We start from the raw sequence: 14500 nt of genomic DNA, 5'->3' as shown, positions 1-14500 counted from the left end.
TCACTGAAGAAATTCACCGGAAAGCAAAAAAACACCCTCCCGAATCACGGCGGCACCGGTTAAGCCGCCTGTGATTCTTGAAGGGTGTTGCGAGAGCCGTCAGTCCGACGGGCAGCATCTCTATCTTCTGCGCTTCTCGGTTAGTTGGAACTGCCCGACCAGCTGCTGCAGAAAGGCGGTTATCGCCTCCACGTGACTGGATGTATGGCGGACATTCATGAAATCCGTTTGAAGCTCCTGGACATTGCTTTCCACTTCCTTGGAGATGAGGCGGTTATCTTTGCTGACCGTGGCGATTTTCTCCATCAGGACTACGACCTCATCAATAATTTGCGTCTTCAACGACTCATCCGCGCCCGCGTTTCTCAGGATTTCCGAAGCCGCCGCAACTAGCTCGTTGCCTTCACTGACCACCCGCGTTCCTTCCGCCATGGTTGTCGTTGCTTCCTGCGCGTTGCGATAGATGTTATGCACGATTTCATGGACTTCCTCGGTGGATTTCCGGGTCAGATCGGCCAGCTTCTTGATTTCCGCGGCTACAACTGCAAATCCGCGGCCCTGCTCGCCAACGCGCGCCGCCTCGATCGAGGCGTTAAGTGCGAGCAGATGCGTCTGCGCCGAGATTTCCTCGATGACATTCAGCACGTTGCGGATTTCATCCGTCGTCTGCATGAACGCTTCGATCGTAAGATTGGTGTGCGCCACCTTATCGGAGATTTGCACCATTTTGTCTCCGATCCGCACCAGTTCTCCCTGGGCGACGCCAATCTGCTCGGAAGCTTTGTTCTCCAGCATCCGCAAAGTTACACGCATCTCGTCAGCCACGCTCTTGGCAATATCGATATCCTTCAACTGGCTGCGGATGCTCTTGATCATGTCGCTGACTTTGCCGCTTACCCGCTCTGTTGTTCCCGCCGTCACAACTGTAGAATCACTCAGCAGCCGCTGGCTTGTCAGCACATCGGTTGAAGCCAGCTTTACCTGCAGCATGATGCCCTCCAGGGAATCGATCATATTATTAACCCACTTGGACAGCTCGCGCATTTCATTATTATCGAATGAGCCGGTGTCCAGCCGCTGGGTAAGATCTCCCTTGCCCTCCGCATTAACCCGGATAAAGCGGTTCAGTCTCCGCATCTGGCGGACAACCCGGTTGCTGACCTTGCGGTTCAGCGAAACCATCATTACAAGACCCAGCAGGAGGTTGAAGACCCCGATCAGCAGCGCCTCTGCCAATCTTCCGACATGACCGGCCAGCAGATAGGCCAGCAGCGCGCCAAACACGCCCAGGAGCGTTATCCAGCCCAACAGATGCTTGAACTGCGTCCATTTGATACTGCGGATGCGGTATACCTCCTCCAGGTCGCCCTCGCACATCATGCCCCACAGATCGGGACAATGCGGCAGCTGGAAGGTAACCCCTTTTCCAATAACGGAAATGTGGCGGTAATCGGAATATCCGGGAAACTCAACGAATAGATTGCTGCCGTTGCGAATCGTATTCGCTACACCCGGATGAAGCTGGCCGGTGGCCGGGTCGGTAAACATGATCTCCAGCTCCGTATGCTCCTTAACCGATACGATGCCCCAGTCTGTAGTCACCCCGTCCTTCAGATTCTCCCCGTGCGTGAAGGTCCGGTCTTCGAACCGGCTGCGGGAGAGCGCCGTTCCGGGGGCGATATCGCTGCTTAACCCGGGCTTCGCCATAAAGATATAATTATCGCCGGAATCCGGATACACGTGGCCGGATTCCCTTTGAATAAGATCGCCGATGACATCGTTGGGGACACGGCCGCACACGGCGCCGCACCAGACTCCCTCTTCCATAATCGGCGTAATGAAGAGCAGCGTCATTTTGTCGTGAAAGGATGAGGAACTGGGGCCGATTTTCAATGTCCACGGATCTGCATAAGGTCCGAACAGGCATTTGCGGCCTTCCTTCGTTTCACGTGAATAGCTGATTCCGCCCGCGATGGGATCTTCTTTGCCGTATAGCTGGCCAATGTGACTCTCGCAGGTTGAGAACACCACTTTGCCTGCCGCATTTAATAGATAAATTTCCGAGAAATCCGATGCCCGGGTATGAGTGCCTGTGAATAAACGCTCCCATATTGTCTGATTGTCTGCGCTGAGAATGGAAGCCCCCTGTCTTAATGCGGACAGCTGGCCGGACAAGCGGTCCAGATGATCCCAATACTCTGCCGTCCATGCCTGCAGCAGGTTCATCCTGGTGTCCGCAATGCCCTCAAAGCTGTCCTCCACATCCTCTTTCAGATCGGCATTCAACCGATAAGACCACCATAAAGGAAGTCCCTTGCGCCATCCAAGCCAGTCGAACATAGGCATCCCCAACCCTCTGCATATCTATTTTTTATGTCAGTAATTATAACATAAAAAATGGGACAAAATACTTAATATCTTAACAATTGATGTAGAATTTTAGCTTTAATTGGCAAAAAAATGCGCCTTTCGGCGCATTTTTCATAGGATTTGTCCAAATCGGCTAGCAGCCCCGCTTACGTTGCCCTGTCTTCCCGATAGAAGAAATTCGGCTTTACTACCGCATCGTCATAACGGTTGTGGAAGATGGCAGTCGTGGCCGGGGAAAGCGGCGGAATCAGCCAGGACCATCTGCCGGTGACCGCCCGCCCGCTGCGCGTCTCCTTCTCGACGAAGAGCCCGAACTGCTTGCTCGCCGTATGATGGTCCACAATGGTTACCCCTTTGAGCTTGAACGAATGCAGGACGGCCACATTGAGCTCCACAAGCGCCCGGTCCTTCCACAGCGTAGAATCCCTGCTTGTGTCCAGCCCCATCTTGGCTGCAACCTTCGGCAGCATGTTATAGCGGAAATCATCAGCCAGATTACGCGCGCCAATCTCCGTTCCCATATACCAGCCATTGAAGGGAGCCGCCATATATCTGATCCCGCCGATTTCCAGCACCATGTCCGAAACGATCGGCACCGCATACCACTGCAGCCCAAGCTCCGCCACAGCCTCCAGATCCGGATGCACGATTGGCACCTGCATGACCAGATGTTCCGGAATGGCGAACCACCGGGGAGCCTGTCCGCCAATTTGAATGACAAGCGGCAGCACGTCAAAAGGCGTGCCCGCCCCCCGCCAGCCCAGCTCCAAACACATGGATGTGAAGGGTACAGATGCCGGATCGCCAACAATGCCGGTGCTCGTTTCATAACCCGCGTAGCGGATCAGCTGGTGGTTGTGAATCCGGATTCCCGAGCCGTTCTCTGCCCGCTCGGGTGCGAATACTGTAATAACCGGACGTATTTTGCCTCCATTGGTGGCATGTTCGATATGATCCAGCAATGCCGCTGCGGCATCCTCTTCCGTCTGCGCTTTGCGGGCGTCCTGAATGGCCAGTGAATCCCAGAAGAACCGGCCGATGCAGCGGTTGCTGTTGCGCCAGGCCATTTTAGCCCCGTGGCAAAGTTCTTCCTCCGTATGCTCGTATCTTCCGCTGTCCTTGATTGATTGTTCGATCTCTGCAAGCCGCTGCTCCGCTTCCTGCCCGGATTTGCCAAGCTCGCTGTAGCAGGCGCGAATAAAGGAAGCAGCCTCTTCCATGCGCTGTTTATTGTCGATGATGCTTAATTCTTGCATATAGAGTCCTGCCCATCTGTGTAAGATCGTTTTAATTAATTTTGAGTTAATGCATTGCGTGCCGCCAATATATATTTGGGCTGATCCAGCGGATTGACTCCTCTGCGCACCCGCTCCACATGAACGTCCGGCGGACAGTCCCGATAGCCGTGGAAGAAGGTTGACAGCGTTCCTCTGCCTCTTGTGAGCGAACCGAGCCTCGCGGGGAAATCCAGCGTGGTCGCCACCGGCAGCAGGCCTTCAATCTCCATGCGCTCCTGACGGACCACCGGCGCGTCGAATTCGCCCCGCATGACAACCAGCTCGCCGAGCAGCTTGCCGCCGTATTCCTCCGGTATGGACAAGCGGAACTTCAGCATCGGCTCCAGCAGCTTCGTACCGACATTCGCCAGTCCATTCATAATTCCCATAGGCGTGGCAATGACAAAATCAAGCGGATGCGTATGCCAGACATGATGCTCCCCTTCCAGCAGAGTCACGCGAAGATCCGTTACTTCCCAGCCGAGCATGCCTTGGGAGAGCGCCTCCGGCACGCGCCGCGCCACTTCATTCTGGTAGCTGTCCAGCAGTTGCTCCCCCCTTACCAGGGAGGAATACGCAAGACCGCTTCCCCGCTCCGCTGGCTCAATAAGAAACCGCAGAATCGCCCAGCAGGGCTTTGGCGACAAATAGGCGATGAATCCTTCCCCTGCAGCTGCGGGAGTTTCCTTATAAATAACGGAGGGAGCTCCGAAGGTCACATCGAGCCCGAAGCGGCTTTGCATCAGATGCGACAGCACCTCCATCTGAATAGGCCCCATGACCTTCAGGTGCAGCTCCCGCTCATCCTGCAGCCACTGGAGATCCAGCAGCGGGTCCTCATCCGCCAGCTCACCGAATGCGGCCACGATAGCGGGATATTCCGCCTCGTTGCGCCACTGCACCTGCACAGTAAGCAGCGGGACGGCAAGCCGCTTCTCTCCCGGCACGCGGTCCGGCGATCCCAGAATATCTCCGATCCGGGCCCGGTTTAGGCCGTATACCGCCGCAATATCGCCGGCCTTCAGCAGGCCGATATCCTCTGTTTTCTGTCCGTGCACCCGGCGGATTTGCGTCACTTTATCCTGGACATCGCGGGTAAAGTTGGACAGCGTGTCGCGATTGCGGATGGTACCGTCATAAAGCCTGACATACGCAATCTTGCCCATCGCCGGGTCCTTCTCCATTTTGAACACAACACCGGACACAGGAGCATCCTCGGAACCTTCCGGGGGCGGCAGAAACCGAACCACCGCATCCATCAGCTCCTTCACGCCGATTCCCCTTTTCGACGCCCCGAACAAAATAGGAAACAGCTCCGAACGGCGAATCCCTTCCTCCAAGACTGGCAGCAGCTTGGCAGCAGGCAGATCGCCGTCCTCCAGATAGCTGAACGTCAGCTCCTCATCCTGTTCCACAATCGCCTCCACCATCATATCCCGATAGGGCGATATCCAATCGGCCTGAACAGTTCCGTCCTCTGCCAGCAAATCCAGTGAACCTGCAAAATCCCCTTCCGCACCCTCCGGCGCCTGAACGGGAACAACGCCATGTGAGAGCAATCTGCCGATCTGCTTCAATACAGCCAGAGCATCAGCCCCGACACGGTCCATTTTGTTTATATAGATCAAGGTTGGAATCGACAGCTCGCGGAGTGCCTGCCAGATCACCTCGGTCTGGGCCTGAACGCCTTCAACCGCCGAAATAATAAGCACGGCTCCATCCATGACGCGCAGGGAGCGCTCCACCTCGGAGAGAAAATCGACATGTCCCGGCGTATCCACCAGATTGACCGGCGTCTCATTCCACATTATGCGGGTTACCGCCGCTCTTACCGATATGCCCCGCTCCCGCTCAACGTCGAGCCAATCCGTCTGGGAGGTTCCCGAATCGACGCTGCCCAGCGAGCGTATATGTCCGCTCAGAAACAGCATTTGTTCCGTTGTTGTTGTTTTCCCCGCATCAACATGGGCGAATATGCCAACATTCCGCATGGCTTGCTGCTGGTGCCCCATTCTTCTCGCTCATCCCCTTATAACTGCTGCTCCTATTATAGCGCAAGTTGCAAAGAAGAAGCGAGAAGCCGCGCAGCGGGCAAGAGTGCCGGCTGCGCCGCTTCCCGGCGTCTGAAGCAGGCTTTCTCCAGGCAAAATATCAGCGGATTCTGCGCCTCAGCCTTGCTGCGGCATCTCCTTCGGAATAACGATTTCAGCGGGTTTCCTGCTGTCCCAATTCACCAGAAAAATTCCTAAGCATATGAACGCTCCCCCCACTCCGACATACCACTGCACCTTTTCGTCCAGCATCAGCCAGCTGAAGATTACGCCAAAGAGCGGCACAAGAAAAAGAAAGGCGCTCGTCTTGGCAGGGTCGCCGCTGCGCAGCAGATAGAACCAGACCGAGAACTGAATAATCGAGCACAGGATCGCCAGCATGAGCAGTATGGTGACAGAGGTGCTGTTGATGATGAAATAAGGATGACCCGTAATGACACTGAGCAGGAGAAGTATGACTCCGCCGGCAAGCATTTGATAGGCGGCAAGCACTGTCATATCGAACGCCGGCCCCCACCGTTTGATGAGCAGGGTCGATACGGCAAAAAAGACGGCTCCCGCAAAGCTGATCAGAGTACCGGGCTGAAGGCCGATATGAAAGCCGAAAGTAAAGGCAACGCCGACGAAGCCAACTGCCACTCCCAGCCATTGGCGGCCGCGGTAGACGGCCCCGGTGAACAAGGTGCCGAGTACGATAACAAGCAGCGGATTAGTACAGGTTATGATGGAGGATTCACCGGATGTGATCCAGTGCATGCTGTAGGATGCGCAGCCCATAACTCCCGCAGATTGAAAAAATCCGAGTACTGCGGCTTTCCACCATTGGCTGCTCCGGGGGCGGGGCCTTCGGGCAACGATAACCGCCAGCAGGCTCCCGGCAATGATGAAGCGGGCCCCCATGAGAAAGAACGGGGGCGCATAAGTAAGTCCGATTTTACTGATTGGAAATGCCAGCCCCATTAATATTGTTGTCAGCAGCACCAGGCTAATATAGAGATATTTATTCATAGGACAGCTCTCCCTTTAATCTATGATGAGAATGTTTATATTGTAGGGGAGGCATGGTTTCATGTAAAATGATTATATAAGATATTAATTATCATTATTGGAGATACTAGATATGTACCTGCGGGAATACTTCAAATAGATGGAGCGTGGTTTCATGGAGAGTTCCGATTTGCGCGTATTTCAAATGGTTGCCCGGGAAGGGTCGATTACGAAAGCGGCCGCCCGGCTTGGCTATGTTCAATCGAATGTCACCGCACGCGTCCAGCAGCTGGAATCCGAGCTTGGCACCGTGCTGTTCTTCCGTCACAACCGGGGGATGAGCCTTACATCCGGCGGCAGAACGCTGCTTGGCTATGCAGACAAGGTCGTCGGCCTCCTGGACGAGGCCGCCATGGTCTTCTCCTCTTCCGATGAGCCGAACGGTCCGCTCATGATCGGATCAACCCAGACAGCAGCGGCAGTCCGGATGCCCGCGCTGCTTGCTTCTTATTACAGCCATTACCCCAAAGTCCTCTTGTCGCTCACAACCGGAAATTCGCAGTTTCTGATGGACAAAGTACTCCATTACGAGCTGGACGGAGCCTTCATCGGCTGCCCGTGCGATCATCCCGAGCTCCAGGGCGCTCCCGCCTTCACCGAGGAGCTTGTTATCGTATCCGCTGCTGCGGTGCCCGACCTGTCAGAGGCGGCGAAGAAGCCCATACTTGTATTCAGCACGGGCTGCTCCTACAGGGATGTGTTGGAGCAGTGGATGCGGACAAGCGGTCTTCATCGGTCCGTTATTATGGAGTTCGGCACGCTTGAGGCGATTATTGGCGGCGTCTCCGCCGGACTCGGCATATCCCTGATGCCGCGGAGCGTCGTTCAGAAGCATGAGGCGGAAGGCACCGTCCGCATACATGAATTTCCGGTCTCCCTGCGCCAATCCGAAACAACCTTCATCACACGCAGGGACTCCTTTATCAGCAGCGCACTGCGGGCTTTCATCGACAGCCTTCCCGCCGCTCAAGAAATATAAAATTTGCCCTGACCCTTCTCCGATATTTCCGATATGTAGAAACTTGCTGCGCTGCCGATGAACGGCAGCGCCGTTTCTCCTATTGCCCGAAATATTTTTTCGCAAGAATGGCAAAAAGACTCAAACCGTTTGTCCCTGCCGTTCGTTAGCTTCTTATGAAAGTGATAATAAGAGGAGGCATTCTAATGGGGAAAGCCAGGTTTGGGTCATTATTTATTGTATTATCATTATTTGCAGCACTGCTGCTGCCTGCACTCGGCGCTTCAGCGGCCGGAGGCGCAGCCTCTGATGCGGACACAGCCGCACAGCTGGGTCTGCTGCTTGGCGATGGAGATGGCGTGAGCGCAGCTTATTTGGGCAAAACATCGACACGTCTGCAGGCCGCAATTATTTCGCTCCGTCTGCAAGGAAAGCTGGAAGAAGCCCTTTCCTACACCGGCACGAGCAGCTTTACCGATGCGAACCTGGTGGGCAAAGCCAATAAGCCCGTACTGGCGTATCTGAAAAATCATCCCGAGCTGGGCTGGTCCGGCACAGGAGGAGGCTTGTTTGATCCTTCAGCCATCATCAGCTCCCAGCAGCTGTACAAGGTACTGCTTGAAGTGATGGGCTATCCATCCGGGACTGACTATACTTATGCCGAAACCGAAACATTCGCCAAGTCCAAGGGACTTCAGCAAATTGCCGGCATGGCTTCGCTCACGAATGCACATATCGCAACAGCGCTCGTTGAAGCTTTGGGTGCGCCTACCGCACATGGCCACTCCTTATTCGATATGCTGAAAGAGGCTGGCGTTCTCCCGGCATCCGCGACGCTTCCGCAGGGCATGCAAATCGGTCTTGGGCAGAATGACAAACTGGGTGCGTATCTCACCGACAAAGCAGGCATGACGCTGTATTTCTTCACCAAGGATGCCGAGAACGTCAACTCCTGCCAGGGCGATTGCCTGAAGTCGTGGCCCATTTACTATGCGGACCAGCTGCAGGTTCCCGCTTCGCTGAACGCAGCTGATTTCACAACGCTCACACGTGAGGACGGCACCAAACAAACCGCTTACAAAGGCTGGCCGCTCTATTATTTTGCCAAAGATGCAGCCCCGGGCGATGTGCTTGGCGAAGGCGTCGGCGGCGTATGGTTCACGGCCAAAGCGGACTACTCGGTTATGCTCGGCACCTCCTCCGCGCTCGGTAATTACCTGACGGACGATCAAGGCCGCACCCTGTATTATTTTGACAAGGATACGAAGGGAAAAAGCGCCTGCGAAGGAACCTGCCTGGCCAATTGGCCGGCTTACAACGCTTCCGGAAAAAGCGCTCCTACCGGCGTCTCAAGTGCCGATCTTGGCACAATAACCCGTACGGACGGCAGCAAGCAGTCCACTTACAAGGGCTACCCGCTCTATTATTTCATTCAGGATAAGGCTCATGGCGATACCAAGGGGCAGAATGTCAGCAATGTATGGTTCGTGATTGACCCGGCTAAATTCGCCGGAACAACGACGCCTGATACGACTCCGGCATCTCAAGCCAAAACCTATCATGTCGATATCAAGGAGTATTCATTCGGCACCGGGCCGCTTACCGTGGAAGCCGGCTCCACCATCATCTTCACCAATTTCGACGACATGAAGCATAACGCGGTTGCCGTTGACGGCAGCTTTGCCACGCCTTTGCTTGCCAAAGGAGACACCTACACGATTAAACTGGATAAACCGGGAACCTATGATTACTTCTGTGAGCCGCATAAAGCATTCATGACCGGCCAGATCATCGTGAAATGAGTGGACAGCCAATGAGAATTCTTCATTTTCGAACGACCTTGTCCCTCTGCGCGCTGCTGTGCATCCTGCTGCTGGCAGCATGCAGCAGCGGAAACGGGAATGGTGAACCTGCAGAGAACCATTCCAATATGACAGCTGACGAGATGGCAGGCGGGATGAACGGCGAAATGGCAGGCGGCACGGGAAATGCTGCAGGGAATGCGGCAGTGTCAACGAATCAGAACGACTCTGCGCCGCCAGCAGATGAAAGCCAGTCCGATGGGCAGCCTGCCGATACTACCGGCGGACAGGCGGACGCGGGGGCAGGGGCAGGCAGCCCGGGCAGCAGCGGCTCCGCTGTCCAAGGTCAGCCTGCTGAAGGCGATGACAATGCTCCCGCGGAAGGCGATAACAGCCCGAAGAATACGGCTCAGGGTGATTCCGTAAGCGGGGATGCCGAATCGCAGCAGGCGGTCAAAGGCAGCGATGCCGTCAGCCCTGAGACAACGAAACCGGATCCGGCAAAAACGGAATCCCCGAAACAGGAGACCGTAAAGCCGGAGACACCGAAAGCCGATTCCCCCAAACCGGAGACGCCAAAAGCGGAGTCACCGAAACAGGAGGACGCGTCGGCCGGGAACAAAGCCGCCAAGCCGGAAGAGAACAAACCGGCTGCACCAACCAAAGCCGACACGGAAAGCGCAGGCAGTCCTGCAAGCGCGGATGACAAGGCCGGGACTGTTTATGTAGTGGAAATCGTAAGCTTCGCTTTTACTCCAAGCAAGCTGGAGATCAAAGCCGGAGACATCGTCAAGTTCGTCAACAGGGATGAAATCCGGCACAGTGCAGTAGCCGATGACGATTCCTTTGATACCGATCTGCTGGGTCAGGATGAAGGCAAAGAGGTTACTTTCGACGAGAAAGGTGAATTTTCATATTACTGCTCGCCACATCCGGCCATGAAGGGTACAATCGTTGTAACGGAGTAGCAGCTTGCTTTTAACCTGTAACGCATTGATAGCGATAAGGTCCAGAGAGAAGAAACGCGCTCGCCGCTTTTAAGGGCGCAGCCGTTTCTTCTTACATTTGTCGGCTTCAACATTATTCCTTGTCCCGGAGGACTTCCGTAATGCAGAATCTTTCCGATTACGAACTGATGCTGCTGATCAAGCACAAACGGCATTCGGCGCTTTCTGTCCTGTATGACCGCTATTCGGCATTGATCTATTCCTTTGCCTGGAAAGCCCTGCGGGATGAGCCGGCGGCCAGGGATATTGTCCAATCCGTCTTTATGCGGCTGTGGACCACCGAATCGGAATATGATCCGGACAAAGGCCGCTTTACCAGCTGGCTGCTCACCATAACGCGCAACATTACGACAGATTGGCTGCGCCGAAAGCGCCGGGAGGATGCGGGACTTGCCTCTTTTCTGCCGGAGGAGCTGGAGCAAATTCCCGATACCTATACAGCTTCGCCTGAAGACCGCGTGGAGCGGGAATCGTTGAAAGAGGAGATACGCGATGCCTACTGCCACTTGTCCAAGCAGCAAATTATGCTGCTGGAGCATTTCTACTGGCAGGGCTACAGCTTGAACGAGCTGGCTCTTCTCTACAATCAGCCGCTTGGCACGGTCAAAAACAGGCTTCATCAGACGTTAAAAATATTACGCAGACATCTGCTTGCGGGAAGGGAGGGAATATGATGCGGGATGAGCGGCCGCCGCAGCATTGCGATTTATGTCTGGACTATATCTCCGGCCTGCTGTCCGGCGATGAGAAATCAGCCTTCGAGCGTCATCTTCCCGACTGCGAAGCCTGTCAGATCGAGCTTGAAGAACTACGATTCGTATGGGAGGCGCTTCCTGCCGATATGGAGCATATGGAACCACCCGAAGATTTAAAGCAGCAGGTCATGGATGCCGCAAGGGCGGTGGAAATGCAAGCGCAGCGTTCCGCTCCCGGAAGACGGGCAAGAAGCAGACGGCCTTTCTATGCAATCGCCGCTTCTGCGCTGGCTGCCCTTGTCATTATCGGCACGATCTGGAATGTGCAGCTGTATCGTGACAGAACGGAGGCAATTCCCTCTATCGAGCAAGCCTTGTCGGTTTCGGCCGCTCAGATCAAGCAGATCATACCGCTGCAGCCAACCGCAGAAGCAGCCGATTCGTTCGGGGTTGCTTGCATCGTGGATAACGGAAAGACCAGGCAGTTTGTTGTCTATGTATTCGGCGCGCCGCAGACGGACAGCAAGGAAGCGTACCAGGTATGGCTGGTTAAGGACGGGCAGCGCCGCAGCGCAGGAACATTCCGGGTCGCCGACCAGGGAATGGGCGTACTCTCCATGCCCATTGCATCCAATACCCTCGCATTCGATACGATTGGCATTACGCTGGAGCCCGATGACCGCGGCGACGAGCCGCGCGGCGTCAAAATATTCGGTTCGGCATAATTTCATTGCCAGCCATTCTAATCAGCCAAGGAGGCATCCGGTTAAGGGATAACCTCCTTGGCTGATTCTATTCTTGCCTCGTGAAGCTCTCCCTGCCGCTGTCATCCCTATTGCCGTATTGTTCGGGAATCATTGGAGCGCCGCCATCCGCGGTCTTCCATTCCTGGGGCAACAGACGCTGGTATCGGGGTTGAAAATAACGGTCATCAATCAACAGCAGCGTGCCTCTGTCCTGCTCCGACCGGATCAAGCGTCCCCCGGCCTGCAGAACCTTGTTCATACCCGGAAAGACATAGGCATACTCGAAGCCGTCCTTGCCCTGTCCATCAAAATAATCCTTGATAATATTGCGCTCCAGGCCCACCTGCGGAAGCCCGACCCCCACCACTACAACCCCCGTCAGCCGGTCGCCTACCAGATCGATACCTTCAGAGAACATACCGCCCATGACCGCAAAAGCAATAAGGGATTCCGGGTTATCCGCATCGAAGGCCGCAAGAAAGGCTTCCCGTTCATTCTCCGTCATGCCGGCTCCCTGTATCATCGTTGTCGATGTAAACTGTGTCGTGAACAGCTCATAAATATCATTCATGTAAGCGTAAGACGGGAAGAAAATGAGATAATTGCCTGTCCGTTTGGCCGTAAGCTTACCGATCAGCACCGCAATGGATTCCCTCGTATGCCCGCGGTCCCGGTAACGGGTCGACAGCGGCTCCATATACACCTCAAGCTGCTCGCTGGAGAAGGGAGAGGGCACAACGACGGAATAATCCGTTTCCGCATCGCCGCCGAGCATGTCGATATAATAACTGAGCGGCGACAGCGTGGCGGAGAAGAGAATATGGGAGCGGAAGCCCTTCCCATTCTGTTTCAACAGATAGGACGGGTCCAGGCAAAACAGCTTGATTTGCACTTCATTGCGCACGCTTTCCACATAAGTCACATATCGTTCATCATACAGCTTGCCAATGCGGATAAAGCCTTGTGCCGCATAATAGAGATCCAGCAGCTGCCCCGCTTCGCGGCCGCCGGCTGCAAGCAGCTCACTCTGCGCATGCTCCACAAAAATCTCCAGCAGCTCCAGCAGCTGTCCCGGCAGCTCCGGTTTCACTTCTACCCCGCTGTCGCCGACCTCTTTACGAACCGCGATAAAAAAATCGTTGACCGCTTTGGCGGCACGCTGAAGCTCGGAATTACTGCCTTTATATTCCCGCTGAATCGCCAGAAAATCCGACTTCTTCAACTCGCTGGAGTACATCTCGCGGGCCCGGTCCACCAGATTATGCGCTTCGTCGATGAGCAGAACGGTCGAACGTTTATGCTCTTCCATCAGACGCTTCAGCTGAACGCGCGGATCGAATACATAATTATAATCGCAGATGACGGCATCTGCCGCGTAAGCTGCATCCAGCGAGAACTCGAACGGGCACACCGTATGCTTGCGGGCGTACCGTTCAATCGTACTGCGCGTCAGCAGCGTCTCCTGAGAGAGCATATCGATCATTGCCTCGTTCACCCGGTCGTAATATCCGTCCGCATACGGACAATGTTCCCTGGTGCAGTTCATTTCCTCCTGGAAGCAGACCTTATCCTTGGCGGTAAGCGTCACCACATGCATATGAAGCCCTCTGGCCTCCAGCATGACATAAGCCTCTTCCGCCGCAGTACGGGTAATCGTCTTGGCAGTCAGATACATCATCCGCTGCAGCAGCCCTTCCCCGATCGCTTTCACAGCAGGAAATATCGTGGAGATCGTCTTCCCGATCCCCGTTGGAGCCTTGGCAAACAGCTTCCGTCCATCCGCAATGCTCTGATAGACCGAACCCGCAAGCTTCCGCTGCCCCGCCCGGTACACCGGGAACGGAAATTGCAGCGCTTTAATGCTGGCATCCCGCAGCCCGCTATGCCTCCGCTTCTGCTCCGCAAAGGGATAATAGCCCTGCAGCAGTTCAAGCATGAACAGCTCAAGGTCCTGAAAAGACAGCTCCGCCGCAAAACGCTTCTGCTCTTCCGAAGCTATCTGTACATAGGTAAGCTGGACCCCGATGCTGCCCAGCTCCTGCTCCTTCGCAATCATATAGGCGTAGCATTTGGCCTGTGCCCAGTGAACGGGGTAGGACTGCTCATCAATAGAGGCCAGATCCCCCGCAGTCGACTTGATTTCGTCGATTGTAAGTCCTTGGCTGCCAGCAACCGTATCCGCAGTTCCGGCAAGCAGCCCATCGCATCTTCCGTCAATGACAAACAGGAGATCCCTATAGGCGATCTCCGTTGATAGATAGACTTCCTTCCGGTCAAGCTCCCCATACTGCTTCTGGACCTTCTGATGGGCCTTCGTCCCATCCGTAAGCGAGCTGGCCGAACGAAAACCGGACTCAATACTTCCGCTGCGAAATACATACTCTACGAGTGATCTGACCGATAGTTGGACGATGTCCGTCATAGCGACTCCTCATTGTCCGTCATAGGAACATTTGTTCCTTCATCTTAACATGAACGACGGATCATGCGCTACTTGCGAAGCTTCGACAAGCTTATATGCGCAATAAAAAACCGCCCCGCAGTGCT

Annotated in this window: 10 protein-coding genes; 5 read left to right on the top strand and 5 right to left on the bottom strand. The window is 54.9% G+C overall.

Annotated features, from left to right (window positions below; translation table 11 throughout):
• Positions 1-120: 120 nt before the first annotated feature.
• The 4 genes from ACFOLF_RS18940 to ACFOLF_RS18925 all read right to left on the bottom strand — a co-directional run bounded on the left by ACFOLF_RS18940 (position 121) and on the right by ACFOLF_RS18925 (position 6706).
• Positions 121-2346, bottom strand: coding sequence for a methyl-accepting chemotaxis protein (locus tag ACFOLF_RS18940; protein WP_379114428.1), 2226 nt, complete (start codon positions 2344-2346; stop codon positions 121-123).
• 170 nt (positions 2347-2516) lie between these two features.
• Positions 2517-3626, bottom strand: coding sequence for a nitric oxide synthase oxygenase (locus tag ACFOLF_RS18935; RefSeq protein WP_210039126.1), 1110 nt, complete (start codon positions 3624-3626; stop codon positions 2517-2519).
• 35 nt (positions 3627-3661) lie between these two features.
• Positions 3662-5659 carry a GTP-binding protein gene (locus ACFOLF_RS18930; RefSeq protein WP_210039127.1) on the bottom strand — a complete coding sequence of 666 codons (1998 nt, stop codon included), beginning with the start codon at positions 5657-5659 and terminating at the stop codon, positions 3662-3664.
• Positions 5660-5815: 156 nt separating this feature from the next.
• On the bottom strand, positions 5816-6706 hold the full coding sequence (locus ACFOLF_RS18925; protein WP_210039128.1) for a DMT family transporter: 891 nt from the start codon (positions 6704-6706) through the stop codon (positions 5816-5818).
• 154 nt (positions 6707-6860) lie between these two features.
• Between ACFOLF_RS18925 and ACFOLF_RS18920 the strand changes: the two genes are divergently transcribed.
• The 5 genes from ACFOLF_RS18920 (at position 6861) to ACFOLF_RS18900 (ending at position 11932) form a co-directional block, all read left to right on the top strand.
• Positions 6861-7724, top strand: a complete 864-nt coding sequence (locus tag ACFOLF_RS18920) for a LysR family transcriptional regulator (RefSeq protein ID WP_210039129.1) — start codon at positions 6861-6863, stop codon at positions 7722-7724.
• A 185-nt stretch (positions 7725-7909) separates the two neighbouring features.
• On the top strand, positions 7910-9505 hold the full coding sequence (locus tag ACFOLF_RS18915) for a plastocyanin/azurin family copper-binding protein (protein WP_210039130.1): 1596 nt from the start codon (positions 7910-7912) through the stop codon (positions 9503-9505).
• 11 nt (positions 9506-9516) lie between these two features.
• Positions 9517-10473 (top strand): plastocyanin/azurin family copper-binding protein, encoded by a 957-nt coding sequence (locus ACFOLF_RS18910; RefSeq protein ID WP_210039131.1) that lies wholly within the window; start codon positions 9517-9519, stop codon positions 10471-10473.
• Positions 10474-10613: 140 nt separating this feature from the next.
• The gene (locus ACFOLF_RS18905; RefSeq protein ID WP_210039132.1) at positions 10614-11186 is read left to right on the top strand and encodes an RNA polymerase sigma factor; all 573 of its coding nucleotides are present in this window, start codon (positions 10614-10616) and stop codon (positions 11184-11186) included.
• On the top strand, positions 11183-11932 hold the full coding sequence (locus ACFOLF_RS18900; RefSeq protein WP_210039133.1) for an anti-sigma factor: 750 nt from the start codon (positions 11183-11185) through the stop codon (positions 11930-11932). Before ACFOLF_RS18905 ends, ACFOLF_RS18900 begins: the two co-directional genes overlap by 4 nt.
• 67 nt (positions 11933-11999) lie before the next feature.
• Here the strand turns inward: ACFOLF_RS18900 and ACFOLF_RS18895 are convergent, their stop codons facing one another.
• Positions 12000-14375: an ATP-dependent DNA helicase gene (locus ACFOLF_RS18895; protein WP_210039134.1), complete on the bottom strand. Its 2376-nt coding sequence runs from the start codon at positions 14373-14375 to the stop codon at positions 12000-12002.
• Positions 14376-14500 lie beyond the last annotated feature (125 nt).

Origin of the sequence: Paenibacillus sepulcri (genome assembly GCF_042647105.1) — a bacterium.
Classification (GTDB): Bacteria; Bacillota; Bacilli; order Paenibacillales; family Paenibacillaceae; genus Paenibacillus_Z; species Paenibacillus_Z sepulcri.
The sequence above is the reverse complement of the archived record's forward strand: the minus strand, read 5'-3'. Positions and strand labels throughout refer to the sequence as shown.